This is a genomic window from Agrobacterium sp. 33MFTa1.1 (assembly GCF_004328495.1).
GTDB classification, from domain to species: domain Bacteria; phylum Pseudomonadota; class Alphaproteobacteria; order Rhizobiales; family Rhizobiaceae; genus Agrobacterium; species Agrobacterium pusense.
On sequence record NZ_CP036360.1, the window covers coordinates 62,625 to 81,280 of the forward strand.

At 60.6% G+C, this 18,656-nt stretch carries 22 protein-coding genes and 1 pseudogene; 11 read left to right on the top strand and 12 right to left on the bottom strand.

Annotated features, from left to right (window positions below; all coding sequences use genetic code 11):
• Positions 1 to 38: 38 nt before the first annotated feature.
• Entirely contained in the window at positions 39 to 962 is a 924-nt protein-coding gene (locus EYD00_RS23600) for an SDR family NAD(P)-dependent oxidoreductase (RefSeq protein ID WP_034499306.1), read from the top strand.
• 64 nt (positions 963 to 1,026) lie between these two features.
• Here EYD00_RS23600 and EYD00_RS23605 read toward each other — a convergent pair whose 3' ends face one another.
• From EYD00_RS23605 to EYD00_RS23620, 4 genes are all read right to left on the bottom strand, one after another.
• Entirely contained in the window at positions 1,027 to 1,473 is a 447-nt protein-coding gene (locus EYD00_RS23605) for a carboxymuconolactone decarboxylase family protein (protein WP_034499307.1), read from the bottom strand.
• A 93-nt stretch (positions 1,474 to 1,566) separates the two neighbouring features.
• Entirely contained in the window at positions 1,567 to 2,004 is a 438-nt protein-coding gene (locus EYD00_RS23610; RefSeq protein ID WP_034499310.1) for a cupin domain-containing protein, read from the bottom strand.
• Positions 2,005 to 2,017: 13 nt separating this feature from the next.
• Positions 2,018 to 2,770: an SDR family oxidoreductase gene (locus tag EYD00_RS23615; protein ID WP_034499312.1), complete on the bottom strand. Its 753-nt coding sequence runs from the start codon at positions 2,768 to 2,770 to the stop codon at positions 2,018 to 2,020.
• A gap of 12 nt (positions 2,771 to 2,782) precedes the next feature.
• Positions 2,783 to 3,295, bottom strand: coding sequence for an RrF2 family transcriptional regulator (locus EYD00_RS23620; RefSeq protein ID WP_034499314.1), 513 nt, complete (start codon positions 3,293 to 3,295; stop codon positions 2,783 to 2,785).
• A gap of 176 nt (positions 3,296 to 3,471) precedes the next feature.
• Between EYD00_RS23620 and EYD00_RS23625 the strand changes: the two genes are divergently transcribed.
• Both EYD00_RS23625 and ada read left to right on the top strand, forming a co-directional pair.
• On the top strand, positions 3,472 to 3,876 hold the full coding sequence (locus EYD00_RS23625) for a YybH family protein (RefSeq protein WP_034499316.1): 405 nt from the start codon (positions 3,472 to 3,474) through the stop codon (positions 3,874 to 3,876).
• Entirely contained in the window at positions 3,876 to 4,898 is a 1,023-nt protein-coding gene (gene ada / locus EYD00_RS23630; protein ID WP_051674254.1) for a bifunctional DNA-binding transcriptional regulator/O6-methylguanine-DNA methyltransferase Ada, read from the top strand. The genes EYD00_RS23625 and ada overlap by 1 nt, the downstream gene beginning before the upstream one ends.
• An 83-nt stretch (positions 4,899 to 4,981) precedes the next feature.
• Here the strand turns inward: ada and EYD00_RS26250 are convergent.
• Positions 4,982 to 5,074, bottom strand: a pseudogene (locus tag EYD00_RS26250) (SOS response-associated peptidase); the annotation flags it as partial.
• Here EYD00_RS26250 and EYD00_RS23640 point away from each other — a divergent pair.
• From EYD00_RS23640 to EYD00_RS23650, 3 genes are all read left to right on the top strand, one after another.
• On the top strand, positions 5,061 to 5,420 hold the full coding sequence (locus tag EYD00_RS23640; RefSeq protein WP_193604434.1) for a hypothetical protein: 360 nt from the start codon (positions 5,061 to 5,063) through the stop codon (positions 5,418 to 5,420). The pseudogene EYD00_RS26250 and the gene EYD00_RS23640 sit on opposite strands and share 14 nt — an antisense overlap.
• Before the next feature lie 152 nt (positions 5,421 to 5,572).
• Complete coding sequence (locus EYD00_RS23645) at positions 5,573 to 6,235, top strand: hypothetical protein (RefSeq protein ID WP_034499320.1); 663 nt, start codon at positions 5,573 to 5,575, stop codon at positions 6,233 to 6,235.
• Positions 6,236 to 6,853 carry an RES family NAD+ phosphorylase gene (locus EYD00_RS23650; RefSeq protein WP_034499322.1) on the top strand — a complete coding sequence of 206 codons (618 nt, stop codon included), beginning with the start codon at positions 6,236 to 6,238 and terminating at the stop codon, positions 6,851 to 6,853.
• A gap of 385 nt (positions 6,854 to 7,238) precedes the next feature.
• Here EYD00_RS23650 and EYD00_RS23660 read toward each other — a convergent pair whose 3' ends face one another.
• Positions 7,239 to 8,039, bottom strand: a complete 801-nt coding sequence (locus tag EYD00_RS23660; RefSeq protein ID WP_034499324.1) for an NYN domain-containing protein — start codon at positions 8,037 to 8,039, stop codon at positions 7,239 to 7,241.
• Between the two features lie 481 nt (positions 8,040 to 8,520).
• Here EYD00_RS23660 and EYD00_RS23665 point away from each other — a divergent pair, with 481 nt between their 5' ends.
• Positions 8,521 to 8,832, top strand: a complete 312-nt coding sequence (locus EYD00_RS23665; protein ID WP_034499327.1) for a DUF736 domain-containing protein — start codon at positions 8,521 to 8,523, stop codon at positions 8,830 to 8,832.
• A gap of 42 nt (positions 8,833 to 8,874) precedes the next feature.
• Here the strand turns inward: EYD00_RS23665 and EYD00_RS23670 are convergent, their stop codons facing one another.
• The 6 genes from EYD00_RS23670 to traC form a co-directional block, all read right to left on the bottom strand.
• Complete coding sequence (locus EYD00_RS23670) at positions 8,875 to 9,153, bottom strand: HU family DNA-binding protein (RefSeq protein ID WP_012648969.1); 279 nt, start codon at positions 9,151 to 9,153, stop codon at positions 8,875 to 8,877.
• An 83-nt stretch (positions 9,154 to 9,236) separates the two neighbouring features.
• Complete coding sequence (locus tag EYD00_RS23675; protein WP_034499331.1) at positions 9,237 to 9,503, bottom strand: WGR domain-containing protein; 267 nt, start codon at positions 9,501 to 9,503, stop codon at positions 9,237 to 9,239.
• A gap of 96 nt (positions 9,504 to 9,599) precedes the next feature.
• Positions 9,600 to 10,040, bottom strand: a complete 441-nt coding sequence (locus EYD00_RS23680; RefSeq protein ID WP_051674256.1) for a thermonuclease family protein — start codon at positions 10,038 to 10,040, stop codon at positions 9,600 to 9,602.
• Positions 10,037 to 12,007 (bottom strand): Ti-type conjugative transfer system protein TraG, encoded by a 1,971-nt coding sequence (gene traG / locus EYD00_RS23685; RefSeq protein ID WP_034499333.1) that lies wholly within the window; start codon positions 12,005 to 12,007, stop codon positions 10,037 to 10,039. The genes EYD00_RS23680 and traG overlap by 4 nt, the downstream gene beginning before the upstream one ends.
• A complete protein-coding gene (traD, locus tag EYD00_RS23690) occupies positions 11,994 to 12,209 on the bottom strand; it encodes a type IV conjugative transfer system coupling protein TraD (RefSeq protein WP_034499335.1) in 216 nt (71 codons plus the stop codon). Before traD ends, traG begins: the two co-directional genes overlap by 14 nt.
• Positions 12,210 to 12,213: 4 nt before the next feature.
• The gene (gene traC, locus EYD00_RS23695) at positions 12,214 to 12,510 is read right to left on the bottom strand and encodes a conjugal transfer protein TraC (RefSeq protein ID WP_034499337.1); all 297 of its coding nucleotides are present in this window, start codon (positions 12,508 to 12,510) and stop codon (positions 12,214 to 12,216) included.
• A 231-nt stretch (positions 12,511 to 12,741) separates the two neighbouring features.
• Between traC and traA the strand changes: the two genes are divergently transcribed.
• The 4 genes from traA to EYD00_RS23715 are packed head-to-tail and all read left to right on the top strand — an operon-like array spanning position 12,742 to position 18,426.
• Positions 12,742 to 16,044: a Ti-type conjugative transfer relaxase TraA gene (gene traA, locus EYD00_RS23700; RefSeq protein WP_034499339.1), complete on the top strand. Its 3,303-nt coding sequence runs from the start codon at positions 12,742 to 12,744 to the stop codon at positions 16,042 to 16,044.
• Between the two features lie 17 nt (positions 16,045 to 16,061).
• Positions 16,062 to 16,571, top strand: coding sequence for a conjugative transfer signal peptidase TraF (gene traF / locus EYD00_RS23705; RefSeq protein WP_502685802.1), 510 nt, complete (start codon positions 16,062 to 16,064; stop codon positions 16,569 to 16,571).
• Entirely contained in the window at positions 16,492 to 17,787 is a 1,296-nt protein-coding gene (locus tag EYD00_RS23710; protein WP_081859560.1) for a conjugal transfer protein TraB, read from the top strand. Before traF ends, EYD00_RS23710 begins: the two co-directional genes overlap by 80 nt.
• Positions 17,788 to 17,799: 12 nt before the next feature.
• Complete coding sequence (locus EYD00_RS23715; protein ID WP_034499343.1) at positions 17,800 to 18,426, top strand: TraH family protein; 627 nt, start codon at positions 17,800 to 17,802, stop codon at positions 18,424 to 18,426.
• The last annotated feature ends 230 nt before the right edge of the window (positions 18,427 to 18,656 follow it).

The following is an 18,656-nucleotide window of genomic DNA, read 5'->3' on the forward strand; positions in this document are numbered from 1 at the left end:
TTATCTTTGGGACAAGTCGATTACTGAAGGAGTACACCATGACTTTACCGATACCGTTCGGCTTTTCATCTACGGCCGCCGACGTTCTGGAAGGCGTCGACCTCGCCGGCCGGACCGTCATCGTAACCGGTGGCGCCGCTGGCATCGGGCTGGAGACGAGCCGCGCTCTCGCGGCCGCGGGAGCTGCTGTGACGATTGCAGCCCGCCGCCCGGATGAGGCGGAGAAGGCAGTCGCTGAGCTGAAAAAGAGTATGCCCGAGGCTCAACTGCGCGTTCGGCGCCTCGACCTCGCGGATCTGTCTTCCGTGCAGGAATTCTCGGAGAACTGGAACGAGCCTTTACACGTTCTCGTCAACAATGCGGGCGTCATGGCCATTCCGGAAATCCAGCGGACTGCGGAAGGACGGGAGATGCAGTTCGCGACGAACTATCTGGGGCATTTCGCACTCACGCTAGCGCTGCGACGGCATCTAGCCAAGGCAAATGGTGCCCGTGTCGTTTCCGTCGCCTCGACTGGCAACTTGTTCGCGCCCGTGTTCTGGGACGATCCGGACTTCCGCTTCATTCCATACGATCCGCTGCTTGCTTATGGGCAATCGAAGACAGCCTGCATCCTGCTGTCCGTTGGGATCACCAAGAACTGGGCCAGCGACGGGATAACGTCCAACGCGCTCAATCCCGGAGCGATTGCCACGGGGCTTCAGAAGCACACCGGAGGCCTGCGAACCCCCGAGCATTTGCGCAAGACAATAGAGCAGGGGGCAGCCACGTCGGTGCTGCTGGCGGGTTCGCCGCTCGTCGAAGGCATTTCCGGTAGATATTTCGACGATTGCCAGGAGGCCTCGGTCGTTGACGAGCGGGGACCTGGGCCCTTCAAAGGCGTGGCGAGATACGCCGTTGATGAGGACAACGCGGTCCGCCTCTGGGAGATCGCGACGCGGTTGCTGGGATTGCCTCTGTGAGCGGAACACCCTGTCGACCTGTCCGGACCGGCAGGGTGCTCGTCGAGCGATGACCGGACGCTGATCAGGCCTTGGCCGCCACCGGAAGCCGGAACGGGGCGCCGAGCCGGTTGAAGGCGTTCATCGCGGCGATCGTAATCGTCAGATCGACGAGATCCTTCGGTTCGAAAGCGGCGGCGGCGGCGGCATAAGCCTCGTCGGAGGCATGGGTCTGGCTGACATTCGTGACTTCTTCAGCCCAGGCCAGTGCTGCTCGTTCCTGGTCGCTGAACAGGTGAGGCACCTCGTCCCACACCGGCACAAGCGTGATCTTATCGACGGACATTGTCTTGCGCAGATCGCGACTATGCATGTCGATGCAATGGGCGCAGCCGTTGATCTGCGACACGCGCAGGAAGACGAGATGAACCAGCTCTTCAGGCAGGTTCGTTTTCTTGGTGACGTAGTGATGGACGCCGAATAGCGCCTTTGCGCCGTCGGGGGCGACTTCGGACCAGTTCATGCGGGTCATATCGTTTTCCTTTCTCGTGGACACGGTTCTCCGTTCGCCGGGTACACCGTCGTTGCTTGTGCAGTAGTTGAGGGGTAGGTCTGGTAGGTAGCGCTACGGCTTGCGCGGCGTCGTCAAGGCGTCGTCATCGGTGTCGACGACGAAGACGGCGAGGAGCTTCGCCGGCTCGGTCTTGCTGGCGTTGGCGCTGACGTCGTGGTGGTCGCCCGGCAGCTCGGTAAAGTTCTGACCGGCGAAGAAGGTCTTCGTCTCGCCACCGTTCACGGCGCTCAGGATCGCGCCTTCGAGAACCGTCGCATAGATCAAGGCGGATTTTGCATGCGTATGAGCGGAACTGTAGCCGCCGGGGCCGTACTCGACGAGCACGCCCTTAACGCTCTTGCCTGGAACGTCCGGGAGGGGATGCTCGTAAACCAGCGTCACCTTTGCGTCCTTCGTGTCGTACACAAGTCCAGGCTTGACGACGTCATGAGCGGAAGCTGTGGCCAGAGAGACCGCAAGTGCCGTAACGGCATAGAAGATGGTCTTCATGATTCTTTCCCTCCTATGTTCTGAGCCACTCGGCGATCGTGATCGCGCCCTTGATGTAGTCTCCGCCGGGAACCAGTGAGCCGGCGACAACGGGAGCGCCGAAGTAGTCGACGGCCTCGTCGGCTTTGACCGGACGAGCGTCGCCCCTGGCATCGAGATAAGTCCCGATGAAAGATTCGAACGGTCCCCGTTCAGGTCCGGCAAGGTCGACGGTTCCGTTCTTCGGCTCGCCGAGCGCGGCTTCCACCAGAGCAGCGGCGACGTCGTCGGCCGCGATCGGCTGGAAGTCGATATCCGGCACTTTCACCGCGTCGTCCGCCGCATAAGCGCCGGCCAGGGTCTCGATGAACTCATAGAACTGCGTCGCGCGGACGATGGTGTACTCTTGGCCCGACGCCGCGACGGTCTCCTCCTGCGCCAGCTTGCCGGCCATGTAGGGATTGGCCGCGAGCTGATCGGCGTTGACAATGGAAAGGACGACGTGGTGGCGTACGCCCGCGGCCTTTTCTGCGCTCGTCAGGTTGCTGCTCGACGTTCCAAAGAAGTCGGTTATCACAGTCTTGTCGAACGACATCATGTTGGAAACGTCGATGACGGCGTCTGCGCCCGCAAGGGCTTCGGCCAGTCCTTCGCCTGTGTAGGTGTTGATGCCGTTGCGGGAGCTTGCGGCGACGGCTTCGTGGCCGGCGTCCCGCAGCAGTTTCACTGCCTTCGAGCCGATCAGGCCCGTGCCGCCGATGACGGCGACCTTCTTTAACGTACTCATTTCTGCTTTCTCCTATGACGAGGCGCGATTGCCCGTCTTGCGTTCATGGAGTTCCAGGAAGGCGCATCCGCGGGCGGCGATCCCGCCGTCGTCGTCTGCGCCGAGATCCGCCAGAAGGTCCGCAACGGACACCTTGGCGAGTTCTGCGCGATACGCTTTCTCGGCTTTCAGCATCGCGGCGTTGATCTGGCAGGGTTTTGTGAAATAGCGCTGCGGTAGAGGGTTCGGCCCTCGCTGGCGGATTTCGGCGCACCGGAAGGCGGGCGCCGGCCCCTCGACCGCGAGGACGATATCCAGGAGGCTGATTTCGCGTGGGGCCTTGGCCAGCCTGTAGCCGCCTTTCGGCCCTGGTGTTGTCGCGACGATGCCCGCGCCGGACAGCGCCTGAAGGTGCTTCAGCAGATAGCTTGTCGACACGCCGTGGAGTTCGGCCAGTGCTGCAGCCGACAGCACGCCGTCTTGCGACAGCCCCGCCAGGAATGCCGTGCAGTGGATCGCCTGTTCGACGCCTTCGCTCAGTTTCATGTTGCATCTCCTAATCGTGGATATAAAATGTCTATGATTTTGATCGGAGTCAACCCGTGATCACATCAAGTGCTCGAAATTGCGAATATGAGATCAGAAAACGGAGTTTCGACGGCTGGAAGTCCGCCCATTGTCACGATGCTCGCAAGAGCGGAAACAACAACGAAGGACATCGAATGACCATCAAGCTCGCACTCTCCTCGACGCCGAAAGGCATCGTACCAGCTCTACTCGCTCATCTGAACTCGCTCGACGTCGAGACCATGCTCGGCTTCTACGACCCGGAAGGCTTGATCGTAGACGCCGCAGGGGTCGCTCACGTCGGCAGGGAGGCGATCGGCAGGGAGCTCTCCAAGTACTTCAGCCTCGGCCTTCAGATGTCGATCACGCAGCGTCACCTGTTCGTGGCGGGCGACATCGCGTCCCTCATTCTCGATTGGTCGTATATCGGCACGGCGCGGGACGGCACGAAGATCAACATGGTGGCGACCGCAACGGACATCGCCCGTCGTGGCCCGGACGGCCTGTGGCGTTACCTCATCGACAACCCGTTTGGCTCGATGCAGAGGAGCGCCGGCTGATGACGGATGCCGCGGAAGTTCTGACCGAAGCGACAGCGCTCGCATTCCGCGGCGTCCTCACAACCGGCGTCTACTGCAGGGCGACCTGCATCTCCCGTCCTCCCCGGCCAGAGAACATGCGCTGGTTCGGGTGCGTCTCCGACGCACAAAGAGCAGGCTTTCGCCCGTGCCTGCGATGCCGTCCCAATGATGAGGAATTCGCAAGGAGGAATGCCGATCTGGTCGCCGAGGCGTGCAAGCTGATTGATGCCGGAGACAGCTCGCCGACCGTCGCGGCGCTCGCGCACGCCCTGGGGATCAGTGAAGGGCACTTCCACCGAACGTTCCGTGCACACACGGGAATGACCCCGCGAGCATACATGCTCGAGAGGAGGGCTCAACTCGTCCGGGAAGGACTAAAACCGGGCAGGACCATTACATCGACGTTCTATGACGCAGGATATGGTTCCAGCGGAAGGTTCTACGCGGTATGCAGCCGCGCGCTCGGAATGGCTCCGGCAGACTACAGGGCCGGCGGGCGCAGGGAAACGCTGCACTTTGCAGTCGGCCAGACATCGCTTGGTTCGATCCTGGTTGCATCGAGCGCCAAGGGCGTTGCGGCAATTCTCCTTGGAGATGATCCTGCTGCCCTCCTGACTGATCTTCAGGATCGATTTCCGAACGCGAACTTTGTCGGAGGGGACGAGCGATACGAGGATACCGTCGCCAAGGTTGTTGGAATGGTCGAGCGCCCGGAGGTCGGCCTCGACTTACCGCTCGACCTGCGTGGGACTACCTTCCAGCGTCGCGTCTGGCTGGCGTTGCGCAATATTTCTCCGGGCGAGATCATCAGCTATGAAGATCTCGCAGCTAGGGTTGGATATCCGAAGGCCGGTAAGGCTGTGGCTAGCGCCTGCGCGAGCAATCCACTCGCCATCGCTATTCCCTGTCACCGTGTTGTGAGAAAAGATGGAGCGTCATTCCGCTATACCTGGGGAATCGAGCGGAAGGCTGAGCTACTGCGAAGAGAGGGACGACATTAAATTGAAATCATGTTCTAGCACAACTGCGCCGCGGTGGTTGACCCGATTGTGGAGTGCTCCTGCCGAGCGAAACGGCTAATGGGTTACACCAGACCGTCTTGCTCCACCGGCTCGCCAGATTTAGATACGATCGATGACCCGAAAGGTTCACGTGACAGGATGATGAGCGCGGCCGCCGCGGCAGGTTCGAACCTGCTGCTCAATCGCCCGGCCTACGGATACGATGAGCGAACGGATCTGGTGCAGCGGCCATGGGCGGATGCGTATCTGCCGGCTTGGGACGAAAATCCGGCCAATGCCGGCCGCCGCCCAAGGATCGGCCTGTCGCGCCTGATCTATCCCGCAAAGGACAAGGAAACCGCAAAAGCCCAGCTCCGCGACGGGATTGAGAAGGTGGCGCGGGAAATGGTCGAGGGCGGGCGCTTCCCCGCCGGCCTCTCGCTCGACCAACATCTCGGTCGCTTCCACGCCTTCTACGGCTCCCCGGACGACATCATCGAGCAGCTGCGGAGCACCTCGTAACTACAGTTCCTGCGGTTCACATCTCTTTCAAGAGCGATGGGCTTTGTGTGAAACACAGAGGGTTGGATATCTCGGGCGATCTTCTTTACTAACTTAACGAACTTGACGAGATGACCGCAGCTAGCTATTTTGTTTTCAAAAGGTGGATTGTCATGCCTGTCACGAAAACGTCTACAAGCGAAACTCCCAACATCGCCCTATCGATGAAGCTGCCCCGCAAGGCTGATTTCGAAAAAGCGTTGCTCAATCAATATACCAAGGCGGTCCAACTGAGCCAGAAGGCTGGCCATCAGGTGAGTTTCCGCGTCGTCGTGGATCCGCGCGCCGGAGCGCAGACGATTTCGATCGTCGAGGAAGACCCACTGGTTGGCGACGGTGCATTTCCGGTCGAAGAGGCTGGCGAACCGGATGACGAACTGAGTGCAGCCCTATCCGCCGCACGAGAGCGCGGCCATCGCCGCGTTGCAGAGATCCTCAGCGAGGACGACATGCTGAGCGCCGACGCCTTTTCCGATCTTCTTGGCGTTTCGCGGGTCACGGTCAATACGAAGCGTCAAAACGGCCAGGTGCTCGGCCTGGATGGCGCCAAGCGAGGGTTCCGTTTCCCGGCCTGGCAGCTCGACCGGGACGGACGGCCCTATGCGGCGTTTCCAAAATTGCACGAGATCCTGACGGGTGCCTGGGCCGTTTACCGCTTTCTTGTTTCGCCCCACGGTGCGCTTGACGGTCGCACCGGGCTCGACGCCCTGAAGCGGGGCCAGGACAGCGATGTGATCGCCGCAGCCGAGGGTATTGCCCGCGGTGACTTCCGCTAAATGGCTGGTATCAAACCGCCAGCCGGTTTCGAGCGTCAGCCGCTCGATATCGAAACGATTCCTTCAGGGCGTCGCTTTGGCCGGATCTACGCGAGCGCCTTTCCGGATCCGCTAGGATTTGGAAAGACCGCCAGCCGTTTCAGCGATCCCCGCCGACGTGATGCGACGAAGCGCTTCGGCGTTCTTTATCTCGGCGAAACACTCAAGGTCTGCTTCCTCGAGGCGGTTCTGCGTGATCGCCGCGACGGCCTCATCGGCGATCTTCCGATTGAAGAAAAAGAGATCTATGTGCGGCGCTACGCTGAGGTCGAGACGATCTCAGACCTCAGCCTTGTTGACCTGCGCGACGATCACGCCATCAGGATGGGAGTTCCAACGGACGTGGCGAAATCATCGCGTCAAAGCCTTGCGCGTTCATGGGCACTCGCGTTCCACGAGCATGAGGTGCGTCCTGACGGGATCATCTATCCATCTCGCCTGAACGGCCACACGAATATCGCTGTCTTCGAGCGTGCCGTCTCTAAGCTGGCGACAATCCGGGTCGTGCCGCTGATCGGCGCACCAGGGCTAGCCGCGGTCATAAGTGACCTGCGTGTAAGTCTGGTCGACTTCCCCTGAAACATTGCCAGTTTAAGTGCTGCTCGTTCATTCCGGTTCGGGCGAGGAGCCTGCCCTCGTCCGGCACTGACGGACTCACTTTTGAGCTTGTCTATCGTCGGTGAAAGTCAAATTCAGGGTGCATGAGAGCCCAATTGCCCCGAGGTGGCTTTGGGACCTGCAGCTTGGTACAGAGTTTGCCGATCGCCACGTCCGAAAGGCCAAGTTCCTTGGCGATCTCGCTGGTCGGTTTCTCCCATACGAGAGCAAAGAGTTCTTCTCTGGATAGTTTCCGTCCTGGCATCTTCAAGCATCTTTTACATGCGAGCGCCTTTACCAAGGCGACACCTGTGGTTTGGAGCGGGTCATTTTGGATAGGCCGCCGCGATTCCATTGGCGGCCGAGCCTAACCGTTGGGCTTCGTCCTTACCTTCCCCTTCATGCGCACCGTGACAATCTTCGGGCTGTCGCCACTTCTCTCCACGTCGACGATGCCAGAAGCCTCGGCGAGGTCGGTGAGGCGAGCAAAGCCGTAGTTGCGTGCATCGAAGTCTGGCGATTGTTTCGCCAAATGGGCGCCAACACGTGCCAGATTGGCCCGGCCGTCTTCATCGGCCGACGCCGTCACAGCATTCTCGAGCATCTTCAATGCGGCAACGTCAAGCTTTGGTTTTGCCGGCGTCTTGGCGGGGGATGCCTTGGCCTCCTTCGCTTTCGATACAGCGGCCAGTTGTGGATCGGGGCGCGGCGCCTCCGGCTCGACCGAGTTGGCGTTGAGCACGTCGAAATAGACGAACTTGTCGCAAGCAGTTATGAAAGGGCGCGGGGTTTTGCGTTCGCCGAAGCCGTAGACGGTCACGCCCTGTTCGCGGATACGTGAGGCCAGTCTGGCGAAATCGCTATCGCTGGAAACGATGCAGAATGCAGAAAAGCGGCCAGTATAGAGTAGGTCCATCGCATCGATGATCATTGCGCCGTCCGTGGCATTTTTTCCCGTCGTGTAGGCAAACTGCTGAACCGGTTGGATGGAATGCTCCAGCAGGCACTCTTTCCAGCCGTTGAGGTTGGGCTTGGTCCAGTCCCCATAGATACGCTTGACGCTGGCGGTGCCGTAGGTTGCGATCTCGGCCAGGAGCCCACTGACAATTTTAGGGGAGGCATTGTCGCCGTCGATGAGGAGAGCCAACGTGTCGGATGTGCCGGTCATCTGTCGAGCCTTTTGTTGCAGGGATCCCTTTTTGCCTTAAACGAGCAGGTTTCGCCACCTGCGTCCTGAAGCTGTGCTTTGCACGGGGTAAAGGCTATTTGCGACACGCCGAAGACGACGGCAGTTGATCGTGCGGAACGGCTGCGCCGGTGGCAGTCGGTCCCGCCTTCCGCTTCGCGGCGCTACGCTAAGGCTCCTGCGGCTGCCTCTTTCCGGCGCAACCGTGTCGAGAATTCCCGCTTTCCCGTCCCTTGAGGGACGGCGCGATGCTGAAAGCTCCGATGCTCTTCTTCTTTCCTGGCAGGCGGGTGCGTCGTTGATTGGAATGGATTGTTCGGCCTCCGCCGGGGCGCGCACGCATTCATCAAATTAGGAGTCGAGCGTCATCATCCAGCGCGCTGCCAAGGTGCCTCAACTTCAGGCCGGAGCAGCATCGAGGCCGCGATGGACGCGGCCCGAACAACCGAAAAGGAACTCGACAATGGCAACCATCGGCTCTTTCACCGCCTCCGGCAACGGCTTCTCCGGCACCATCAAGACCCTCAACCTCAACGTCAAGGCAACCATCCGCGCCGTCGAGCGCACTTCCGAAAAGGGCCCAGACTACCGCATCCTCGCAGGAGCTACGGTCGAATTCGGCGCGGCCTGGAAGAAGACCTCGAACGAAGGCCGCGACTACCTCTCGGTCAAGCTCGACGACACGAGCTTCCCGGCCCCGATCTACGCAACACTGATTGAGGTCGAAGGCGAGGAAGGCCTCTCCCTCATCTGGTCCCGGTCGAACCGGGACTGATCCGGATGCCCCGCTGTGAGGCGGGGCTCTCCACGTCAAGGATCACTTGTTCAGTGCATCCTTGAGCGCCTTGGCAGGCGCAAAGGTCAGCTTCTTTGATGCCGCAACCGTCATCTTCTCTCCGGTCGCAGGATTGCGGCCCTCGCGCTCAGGCGATGCCTTCACCTTGAATTTTCCGAAGCCCGGGATCGAGGTTTCAGCATCGGAGCCTGCGGCATCGGCGATTGCCTGGAAGACGGCCTCGACAATGCCCTTGGCCTGAACCTTCGTCAGGCCATTGTCGGCTGCAATCTTGTCGGCAATTTCATTGGTGGTGGTCATGGAATTCCTCGCATCTTGTTGTCAAAGATAAAATCCGTGTCAGCTTATGACCAGCTTGTCATCGGCGACGATGGAGACGAGGATCAGATCCGTGGGATGTCCACAGGTCGTTTTGGCCGATAACCCCGTTTGCGCTTCTCGCGAAGCACGTCGAGGAACAGGTTGATGGCCTGGCTCTCGTTGTCAAACAGATGCACCATCTGCTGTCCGCGCGTTCCAATCCGCCCCCAGGCGCGCACCAACGACACCTCGCCGAACAATGTCGGCTGAACAGCAAGCGTGTAGAACCGCGCCATGTTCTTTTCCGGTGCGATACGCTCGACATAGAGGTGGTAAGGCTGTGTGATCATAAGAGCAGAATCGCGCGTTCGGATTCTGCCGTCCAATGACAGTTTTGAATCGGACGGGCATCATCGATTCACGATAGTGATGCGCCGGCGCCCGGATCATTCACACCAGCTCCGGCGCGATCCTTCCCACTTCCGAGCCAAGCCTTCGGCGACGAGAATATCGCCGACCGATCGTCGCTCCCGATAGACGGTCCTCAGGTTGCGACCGAAACGATCTTCGTCCCTAGCGGTCGTCTTAAACGAGAGCGGACCCGAATTGAGAGTGTCGAACAGCCGCTGTTTCGCCGCAAGACCTCGCTCGCGTTCGCGCTCACATCTCGGCGGCCTGAGCTCCGGCGTGTCGATGTCCGCTATCCGGATCTTCTCGCCTCGAAACCAGAACGTATCACCATCCGCCACGCACGTGATCCGTTGCCCGCTTCTGCAGACAGAGAAGGTTTCGCTCGCGCTACCTGGCGACCTTGAGGCAACAGATACGAGGATGCCAATGGCTAAAGGGGACAAGCTGGCAAATGCCGTACAAAGTCTCAATGTCATGTCTCCACAGTGTCAGTAGTCAGAGCGGCCTTATAGCTCTTCACCCCGTCCGTGATCGGCTTTTGAAAGCGGTTTTCTCCGACGGACGCACTCATATCCTTGCGTCGGAACCATATGGCGCGTCCGCATCGAAGCGGCGGATTGCCCGATGTGAACACGATCTGTTCGTCGGCGCGCATGCGCAGAATCTCGTGTGGAAGGATCAGTGGCCGGCGGCTGAGCTGCTTCGTCCGCGATCTCGACGATCCCTTCATTCCGGATGAGAGACTGGTCTGGTCGATCTCGACCGTGGTGTCGCCACATCGCTTCGAGATGTAGTCGGCAGTGTCGGGATCGTTGATTGCCGAGAACGAAATCCAGGACGCGGATTCGAACCATTTGCTCGTCGCATCACGCCCACCGTAAGCCTCGCGCATCTGACCCAACGACTGGAAGATCATCGTCAGCGTGATGCCGTATTTGCGGCCTGCGTCTCGAGCGGTTTCAAGGATGCGCAGATAGCCGAGACGCGCCACCTCATCGAGCAGGAAAAGGGTGCGGCCCTTCACATCACCGTTGCGGTTGTAGATTGCGTTCAGCAGCGAACCGATAACAACGCGCGCCATCCCAGGATGCGCTTCCAGCACTTTCAGATCGAGCGCGATGAAAATGTCGGTCTCGCCGTTGGCGAGATCGTCCGTCGAGAAACTGTCGCCGGAGACGAGAGCAGCATAGTTGGGGTAGGACAGCCAGTGGGTTTCCTTGACCGCATTGGCGTAGACACCGGAAAATGTCTCCGGCGTCATGTTGACGAAGACGGCGACGTTTTCCTTCACAAAGTCGGACTCCGACCCCTCGTAGATTTTCGTCAGGCGAGCTCGAAGCTGCGGCTCGGGCTCGGACAGATTGGCCCGCACACGACGCAAAGTCTGCTCCTTTTCATCGGTGTGCCCGGACAAACAAACGTCCGCGATCAGCGCCGTCAGAAGCTGCATGGCGGAGGCCCTGAAGAAGTCGTCACGGGCGGACGCGGTGCGCGCATTGTCGGTCATGATCCATGTGGCGACGGCGACGATATCCTCCTCCTTGGTATTGCCGTGACGGCCAATCCAGTCCAGCGCATTGAACCCGGCACCGCCTGCCGTCGGATCGAGCACGATCACCTTGCGGCCAGCCTTACGCCGATGGTCGGAAACCATCGGTGCGACCTCGCTCGACGGATCCAGCACAACAAGTCCGCCACCCCATTTAAGCGCGGTCGGGATCGTCACTGATGTCGTCTTGAAACCACCGGAACCGGCGAAGACGATGCCGTGCGACGAGCCGAAGGCGCCGTCGAAGCAGAGCAGCGGCGATCTGCCGCCGGCACCCCAGCTTTTTTGATCATCAGCACTGAACGGCATGGCGGCAACGCTGTCGCGATCAACGCGATAGCGCTCACCGATAACGATGCCGCCGGGCTCGGGAAACAGCTTTGCCGCCTCCTGGATCTTCATCCAGTCGGCTTCGCCATGCACGGCGCGTTTGCCGCCAATCCGGCGAGGGCCGCCGCTTGCAAAGGCCGCATTGCCCTTGATGGCGACGCGAAGCGCGAAGACGCCACCCAGGAAGGCGAGACCCGCGCCGACCACGGTCGCAGGATCGGCATAGGCGAGAACCGATTGTCCGGCCGGTACGTTCGCGGCGATGCCGGTCAGACGGATCGTTTCCCGCACGATCGCGATGATGGTGGTCACGCCGCTTCCGGCAAGCACGCTCACACCGGCGGTCTTGATATTTGTCGAACCGTTGGCAGCGAATAGCGCGACGACGCCGATCGCGGCGGCCGCGAGATAAGGCAGGGCGAGACCGGCCCTTCCGAGCAGCAGCTTCGCTTGCGCCGATGTTCCGAGCGCCGCCAGCCGATGTTCCATGCCTGACGACAGTATCATGGCGGCGAGCATGATTGCTGCCGGCAGGATTGCCAGAAGCAGCCTATTCGGCGTCATTGCCAAAGGCCTCCGCACCGATTGCCGCCAGTCGAGCCTTCTCCGTCTCGTCGCCCTTGATCCGCTTGCTCGCGTCGATCAGAAGGCCGAGCAACAGAGAACGCTTCTCGTACCGCAGTCCCGCCTTGACGATCAGGCCGCCGAGTTCGATCTTTTCGCGCGTGTCCCTTTTGCGCGCCTCTGTCGTCGTTGATTTCGCCATTCGCTCAAGCCTCAACAGTCCCGCCCGCATCCGCGCCAGACGGCTGTGCCGTGGCCGACCCGCTTGAGGCTCGGCCGTCCCCTGTGTCCTTCTTCCCGGTCGCTCGACCTTTGCCTCCGCGAAACCGCTTGGCGATTTCCTCGAAGGCAGCCTGAAGCTCTGCCTCGTCGATCTCAATCTCCCCAAGACCCGCCTTGAGTGCGATGCGCCCGATGCGTTCAGCTTCACGGGTCTCGGCCTGCTTGAGCTGATCCTGCAATCTGGCGATTTCTTCCCTGATCTTCGATGACGGCTTCTTCATTCCGGTTGCTCCTCTGAACTCTGGGCGTTGCATTTGCGACGCCCAGACTCTCCCGGATGTCCCTAAATTGAAATCTGCAGATCTGCAGATCGCCAAGGGCGATGCTTTTGTGAATGATCCCGCCGTTCCGAAGGAATGGCTCCAAGGGCGCAATTATACGTCGCGATGCGACGCGTTGCTTTTGGCCGTCTCTCCCGACGAACCTGGTTCTAACCGGGAGCGCTTTTCGCCGTGGCCATCGCCCATTTCTCAGCCAGCATCGTCAGCCGCGGCTCGGGCCGTAGCGTCGTGCTGTCTGCGGCCTACCGGCACTGCGCGAAGGTGGAGTACGAGCGCGAGGCCCGCACCATTGACTACACTCGCAAGCAGGGCTTGCTGCACGAGGAGTTTGTATTACCCGCCGGCGCCCCGAAATGGGCTCGCTCCCTGATCGCTGATCGTTCTGTCTCCGGAGCGTCGGAAGCCTTCTGGAACAACGTCGAAGCTTTCGAGAAGCGCGCCGATGCTCAGCTCGCCCGTGACCTGACCATCGCCTTGCCCCTGGAACTGTCCATGGAGCAGAACATCGCCCTGGTCCGGGATTTTGTTGACAAACACATCCTCGCCAAAGGCATGGTGGCCGACTGGGTTTATCACGACAATCCCGGCAATCCGCATATCCACCTGATGACCACGTTGCGGCCGCTGACGGAGGATGGCTTCGGCTCGAAGAAGGTCGCAATCATTAGCGACGACGGCCAGCCGGTCCGTACGAAGTCCGGAAAGATCCTCTACGAACTCTGGGCCGGTTCAACCGATGACTTCAATATGCTGCGAGACGGCTGGTTCGAACGGCTGAACCATCATCTGGCGCTCGGCGGCATCGATCTGAGGGTTGATGGTCGTTCCTACGAAAAGCAGGGTATCGATCTCGAGCCCACCATTCATCTCGGCGTGCGGGCAAAGGCGATCGAGCGCAAGGCCGAGCGACAGGGTGTCCGCCCAGAGTTGGAGCGGATCGAGCTGAACGAGCGGCGACGCACGGAAAACGCACGTCGCATCTTAAAGAATCCTGCCATCGTGCTCGACCTGATCACGCGGGAAAAGAGCGTCTTCAACGAGCGGGACGTGGCCAAGGTTCTGTATCGCTACATCGACGATCCGGCTGTCTTCCAGCAGTTGATGATCAGGATCATCCTGAACCCGGACGTTCTGCGGCTGGAGCGGGACACCATTGATTTCGCCACGGGCGAGAAACTGCCGGCGCGCTACTCCACGCGAGCGATGATCCGGCTGGAAGCGACGATGGCGCGGCAGGCCATGTGGCTGTCGGCTAAGAAGGCGCATGCCGTCTCCGAGGCTGTACTGGATGTGACGTTCCGGCGTCATGAGCGGCTATCCGACGAGCAGAAAGCAGCGATTGAGCGCATTGCAGGACCTGCCCGCATCGCTGCCGTCGTCGGCCGCGCCGGGGCCGGCAAGACCACGATGATGAAGGCGGCTAGTGAAGCCTGGGAACTGGCCGGATATCGCGTCGTTGGCGGCGCGCTTGCAGGCAAGGCAGCTGAGGGCCTGGAGAAGGAAGCCGGGATCCAGAGCCGCACGCTTGCGTCATGGGAGCTGCGCTGGGAACGCGGCCGTGACGTCCTGGACGACAAGACGACCTTCGTCATGGACGAGGCCGGCATGGTTGCCTCGAAACAAATGGCTGGGTTCGTCGATTCCGTCGTAAGGACGGGTGCGAAGATCGTGCTGGTTGGCGATCCCGAACAGCTCCAGCCGATCGAGGCGGGGGCAGCTTTCCGCGTCATTGTCGATCGCATTGGCTACGCCGAACTCGAAACCATCTATCGCCAGCGCGACGACTGGATGCGGAAGGCATCGCTCGATCTTGCGCGCGGCAATGTCGAAAAGGCTCTCGTTGCCTATGAAGGTCAGGGCAGGGTGCTCGGCTCTCGTCTGAAGTTCGAAGCCGTCGAGAGGCTGATCGCCGATTGGAACCGCGACTACGATCAGACGAAGACAACATTGATCCTCGCCCATCTGCGTCGCGACGTGCGCATGCTCAACGTCATGGCCCGCGAGAAGCTGGTCGAACGCGGTATTGTCGGTGGAGGTCATGTCTTCAAAACGGCCGATGGCGAGCGCCGTTTCGATGTCGGCGACCAGATCGTCTTTTTGAAGAACGAGGGGTCGCTCGGCGTTAAGAACGGCATGATCGGTCATGTCGTCGAGGCCCAACCGAACCGCATCGTGGCCTTGGTCGGCGAGAGGGATCATCGGCGCCAGGTGATCGTTGAACAGCGGTTCTACAACAATCTCGATCATGGATACGCGACGACGATCCACAAGTCTCAAGGAGCGACAGTCGACAGGGTCAAGGTGCTCGCCTCGCTGTCTATGGATCGCCATCTGACCTATGTGGCGATGACCCGACATCGCGAGGATCTGCAGCTCTACTACGGGACCAGGTCCTTCTCCTTCAATGGTGGCCTGGCCAAGGTTCTATCCCGAAGACAAGCCAAGGAGACGACGCTCGAGTACGAGCGCGGCCAGCTCTATCGCGAGGCGCTGCGTTTCGCCGAAACGCGCGGCCTGCACATTGTCCAGGTCGCTCGCACGCTGGTCCGCGACCGGCTTGACTGGACTCTGCGCCAGAAGGCCAAACTCGTCGATCTCGGCCAGCGCCTTAGCGCCTTCGCGGCGCGCCTCGGCTTCACCGAAAGCCCTGACACTCAAACGATGAAGGAGGCCGCGCCCATGGTTGCAGGCATCAAGACATTTTCCGGCACTGTTGCCGATACGGTCGGTGACAAGCTTGGCGAGGATCCCGGCCTGAAACGGCAATGGGAGGAAGTCTCGGCGCGTTTCCGTTATGTCTTCGCCGATCCTGAAACAGCCTTCCGGGCTATGAATTTCGATGTCGTGATCGCCGACAAGGACGCTGCCCGTCAAACGCTCGAAACGCTGGAGACGAACGCCGCATCGATCGGTCCGCTCAAGGGCAAGTCTGGTATTCTTGCCAGCAAGGCGGAGCGTGAGGCGCGTAGCGTCGCAGAGGTGAATGTTCCGGCCCTGAAGCGCGACCTCGACAAGTATCTGCGTATGCGCGAGGCGGCGGCGCAACATATAGCGGCTGATGAACAGGCTTTGCGCCACCAGGTCTCGATCGATATTCCGGCGCTGTCGCCGGCGGCGCGCGTGGTGCTGGAGCGGGTGCGTGATGCGATCGATCGCAACGATCTGCCAGCCGCGATGGCCTATGCGCTGAGCAATCGCGAGACCAAGCTCGAAATCGACGGCTTCAACCGGGCGGTGACCGAGCGGTTCGGGGAACGGACGCTGCTGAGCAACGCGGCGCAAGAGCCTTCGGGAGCGCTGTACGAAAAGCTTTCCGAGGGTATGAAGCCGGAGCAAAAGGAACAGTTGAAACAAGCCTGGCCAGTCATGCGGACAGCGCAACAGCTCGCCGCCCACGAGCGCACCGTCCAGTCGCTAAGACAAGCGGAGGAACATCGTCTTATGCAGCGCCAGACGCCGGTGCTGAAGCAATGAGGCGGAGGCGCGTTCTTATGTTTGTGGCGGGCGCCGCCGTCACCATGTCCGCACTGGCGGCGTCTGGGTTCATCGGCCGCTACCGGCTGAACCTGACCCCAAGCGAGCCGCTCGGCCTCTGGCGTATCGAGAAGCTTCAGCGTCCGGTCGCCATCGGCGATCTGGTGTTACTGTGCCCGCCCACGACAGCGATGTTCGCAGAGGCGTGGCGGCGCGGATATCTTCGGCGAGGGCTTTGCCCTGGCGGCGTCGCGCCATTGATCAAGAGGATCGCGGCGTTGCCCGGACAGCGTGTCGACATCACCGATCACGTGCTCATCGACGGCCGTTCGGTTCCCGGATCGTCTGTGTGGCGCACGGACGGCGAGGGCAGGGTGATCAACCCCGATCCAGGCGGTGTCGTGCCGCCGCACCATCTGTTTCTTCACTCACCCTTTGCGAGCTCCTATGACTCCCGATATTTTGGTCCGGTTCCGGATACTGGTCTTCTCGGCCTGGCGTGGCCGGTTTTCACCTTCGAGCCGTGAAAGCGGTGACAATCATCTGACTCTTCGCTGGAAACCCATCCTTCTGATCATCGCGTCCATTGCCTGTGGCTGGATCGGCTGGAGCGGTGAGGTGCTTCTTCTCTCGCTCGCGATGGTCTTTCCTCTCCTCTGGGCGAGAGCGCCGTCACGCACGATCGCGGCACTTTTGGCGGCCGGGTATTTCCTGGCGGCCTCCCGCGGTTTGCCGCAGGGCGTCGCCAACTTCTATGCCGCGGATCTCTGGCCCGGACTGGTGCTATGGGTAATAGCTTCCGCATCTTTCGTCATCATCCACGCAGTGTTCTGGACGAAACTTCGTGGTGGAGACGCTTCCGGGAAGAGAGGGACGGACGCGGCCAGAGCGTTACGCTATCTCGCGGCCATGGCGCTGACGGGACTACCGCCATTCGGCATCACCGGTTGGGCGCATCCGCTGACAGCCGCCGGAGTGCTGTTTCCTGGCTGGAGATGGTGGGGAGTAGGCGCGACCGCCATCCTGTTGGTCGTCATGACCGGTCGAAGATGGCAAATCGCGGTCGCAGTCTTTGGAGGACTGTACGTCTGGTCCGCCACGAACTGGACGCCCCCAAAACTAGCACCCGGATGGATAGCCGTCGATCTGGAACAAGGCCGAAACCTTGGGCGTGATGGCTCGCTTCAGTATCACCGTGACCTGATCGCGAGGGTGCGCAAGGCCACGGAGGCAGGCAAGGATGTTCGTGTCGTGGTACTGCCTGAAAGCGCGCTTGGGTTCTGGACGCCGACTACAGCGCGGGTCTGGCAGGAAGCTCTCCTTGGCCTAGAGCTCACCGTCATCGCGGGTGCTGCCGTCATCGACCCAAGGGGTTATGACACCGTGATGGTGGCGATCTCGGCCGATGCTGCAACGATCCTTTATCGCGAGCGCATGCCGGTTCCCGGCTCGATGTGGCAACCTTGGTTGCAATGGACCGGGCAGGGCGGTGGCGCGGGGGCCGACTTTTTCGCCAATCCGGTGGTCGAGGTTGATGGAATCAAGATCGCGCCGCTGATTTGCTACGAGCAACTCATCCTCTGGCCCGTCCTGCAATCACTGCTGCACTCGCCCCAGGTGATCATTGCGGTGGGGAATGGCTGGTGGACGGACAACACATCGATCGTCGCGATCCAGAAAGCGAGCGTCACAGCCTGGGCGAGGCTCTTCAGCCTGCCCGTCGTCATGGCCTTCAATACATAAGGAGTACCCGGGATGCTCGATGCCGCCCTGATTCAGAAATGCGCCGATCCTTACCTCAAGCCTGCGATCGTTGAGCAGTTCATCACGCAAGCCGGATCGCAGGATCCGCTGGCGGTCACCGTGCGCTCCGGCAGCCGGGTGGTGCTCGTGCCGAAGCCGACAACGCACGAAGAGGCACTCGCTCTGATCCGCGACAATCTCGGTCGCAACAGCGTTCGCGTGGGTATCACCCAGTATCCGGCCGGCATCGGCATCTTTGAGGCCGGGCAGTTGAAGCCGGAGATGGTCGAGCCATGTGAGAACATCCGCATGGGGACCGCGCTATTTGCAAAGGTTTGGCGCATCGTCCTGAAATGGTATGGCAATCCCTCAGCCAAAGACGTCCTGCCACAGGTTACGGAGGACGCGGTCATCGCCTGGCAGACGGGATATTTCGAAGGTGTGGCGGTGTTTCGGGCGGAGGATCCGGGTGAAGCGAAACCCGTGCAGCCACCGCAAGACACCCCCGCTGACGGCAACGAACCCGCCAACTCCGAGAGAAACAGTAGCGAATCCAAGATTTCAGCGGACGCCGCCGTGTCGGATCCGAACAAGGCGAGTATTAGGATTGACTTGACGGGAATAGGAGGAAGACCATGACGTTTCTGCAGATCTGCAAAATCTTTGTCTTTCCATCGCTCTAGCGAAAACAACATGAGCCCTTTATAAGGGCGAACAGGGCAGTACGCGCTGCCCCGAGGTGTGGAAACCTCTATCTGGCGGCTGGTGTCGGCCGAGGCGACACCGAAATCCTCTGGCCATTGGCCGGTGGGCCTGCGACGTATGTCCAGGTGCTCCGGTGCTAAAGGTCGCAGGACTGTCCAGATACA

Bases quoted from the DNA above. Each gene is read 5' to 3' on its own strand.
- EYD00_RS23600 (WP_034499306.1), top strand. From the start codon at position 39: ATGACTTTACCGATACCGTTCGGCTTTTCATCTACGGCCGCCGACGTT.
- EYD00_RS23605 (WP_034499307.1), bottom strand. From the start codon at position 1,473: ATGACCCGCATGAACTGGTCCGAAGTCGCCCCCGACGGCGCAAAGGCG.
- EYD00_RS23610 (WP_034499310.1), bottom strand. From the start codon at position 2,004: ATGAAGACCATCTTCTATGCCGTTACGGCACTTGCGGTCTCTCTGGCC.
- EYD00_RS23615 (WP_034499312.1), bottom strand. From the start codon at position 2,770: ATGAGTACGTTAAAGAAGGTCGCCGTCATCGGCGGCACGGGCCTGATC.
- EYD00_RS23620 (WP_034499314.1), bottom strand. From the start codon at position 3,295: ATGAAACTGAGCGAAGGCGTCGAACAGGCGATCCACTGCACGGCATTC.
- EYD00_RS23625 (WP_034499316.1), top strand. From the start codon at position 3,472: ATGACCATCAAGCTCGCACTCTCCTCGACGCCGAAAGGCATCGTACCA.
- ada (WP_051674254.1), top strand. From the start codon at position 3,876: ATGACGGATGCCGCGGAAGTTCTGACCGAAGCGACAGCGCTCGCATTC.
- EYD00_RS23640 (WP_193604434.1), top strand. From the start codon at position 5,061: ATGAGCGCGGCCGCCGCGGCAGGTTCGAACCTGCTGCTCAATCGCCCG.
- EYD00_RS23645 (WP_034499320.1), top strand. From the start codon at position 5,573: ATGCCTGTCACGAAAACGTCTACAAGCGAAACTCCCAACATCGCCCTA.
- EYD00_RS23650 (WP_034499322.1), top strand. From the start codon at position 6,236: ATGGCTGGTATCAAACCGCCAGCCGGTTTCGAGCGTCAGCCGCTCGAT.
- EYD00_RS23660 (WP_034499324.1), bottom strand. From the start codon at position 8,039: ATGACCGGCACATCCGACACGTTGGCTCTCCTCATCGACGGCGACAAT.
- EYD00_RS23665 (WP_034499327.1), top strand. From the start codon at position 8,521: ATGGCAACCATCGGCTCTTTCACCGCCTCCGGCAACGGCTTCTCCGGC.
- EYD00_RS23670 (WP_012648969.1), bottom strand. From the start codon at position 9,153: ATGACCACCACCAATGAAATTGCCGACAAGATTGCAGCCGACAATGGC.
- EYD00_RS23675 (WP_034499331.1), bottom strand. From the start codon at position 9,503: ATGATCACACAGCCTTACCACCTCTATGTCGAGCGTATCGCACCGGAA.
- EYD00_RS23680 (WP_051674256.1), bottom strand. From the start codon at position 10,040: ATGACATTGAGACTTTGTACGGCATTTGCCAGCTTGTCCCCTTTAGCC.
- traG (WP_034499333.1), bottom strand. From the start codon at position 12,007: ATGACGCCGAATAGGCTGCTTCTGGCAATCCTGCCGGCAGCAATCATG.
- traD (WP_034499335.1), bottom strand. From the start codon at position 12,209: ATGGCGAAATCAACGACGACAGAGGCGCGCAAAAGGGACACGCGCGAA.
- traC (WP_034499337.1), bottom strand. From the start codon at position 12,510: ATGAAGAAGCCGTCATCGAAGATCAGGGAAGAAATCGCCAGATTGCAG.
- traF (WP_502685802.1), top strand. From the start codon at position 16,062: ATGTTTGTGGCGGGCGCCGCCGTCACCATGTCCGCACTGGCGGCGTCT.
- EYD00_RS23710 (WP_081859560.1), top strand. From the start codon at position 16,492: ATGACTCCCGATATTTTGGTCCGGTTCCGGATACTGGTCTTCTCGGCC.
- EYD00_RS23715 (WP_034499343.1), top strand. From the start codon at position 17,800: ATGCTCGATGCCGCCCTGATTCAGAAATGCGCCGATCCTTACCTCAAG.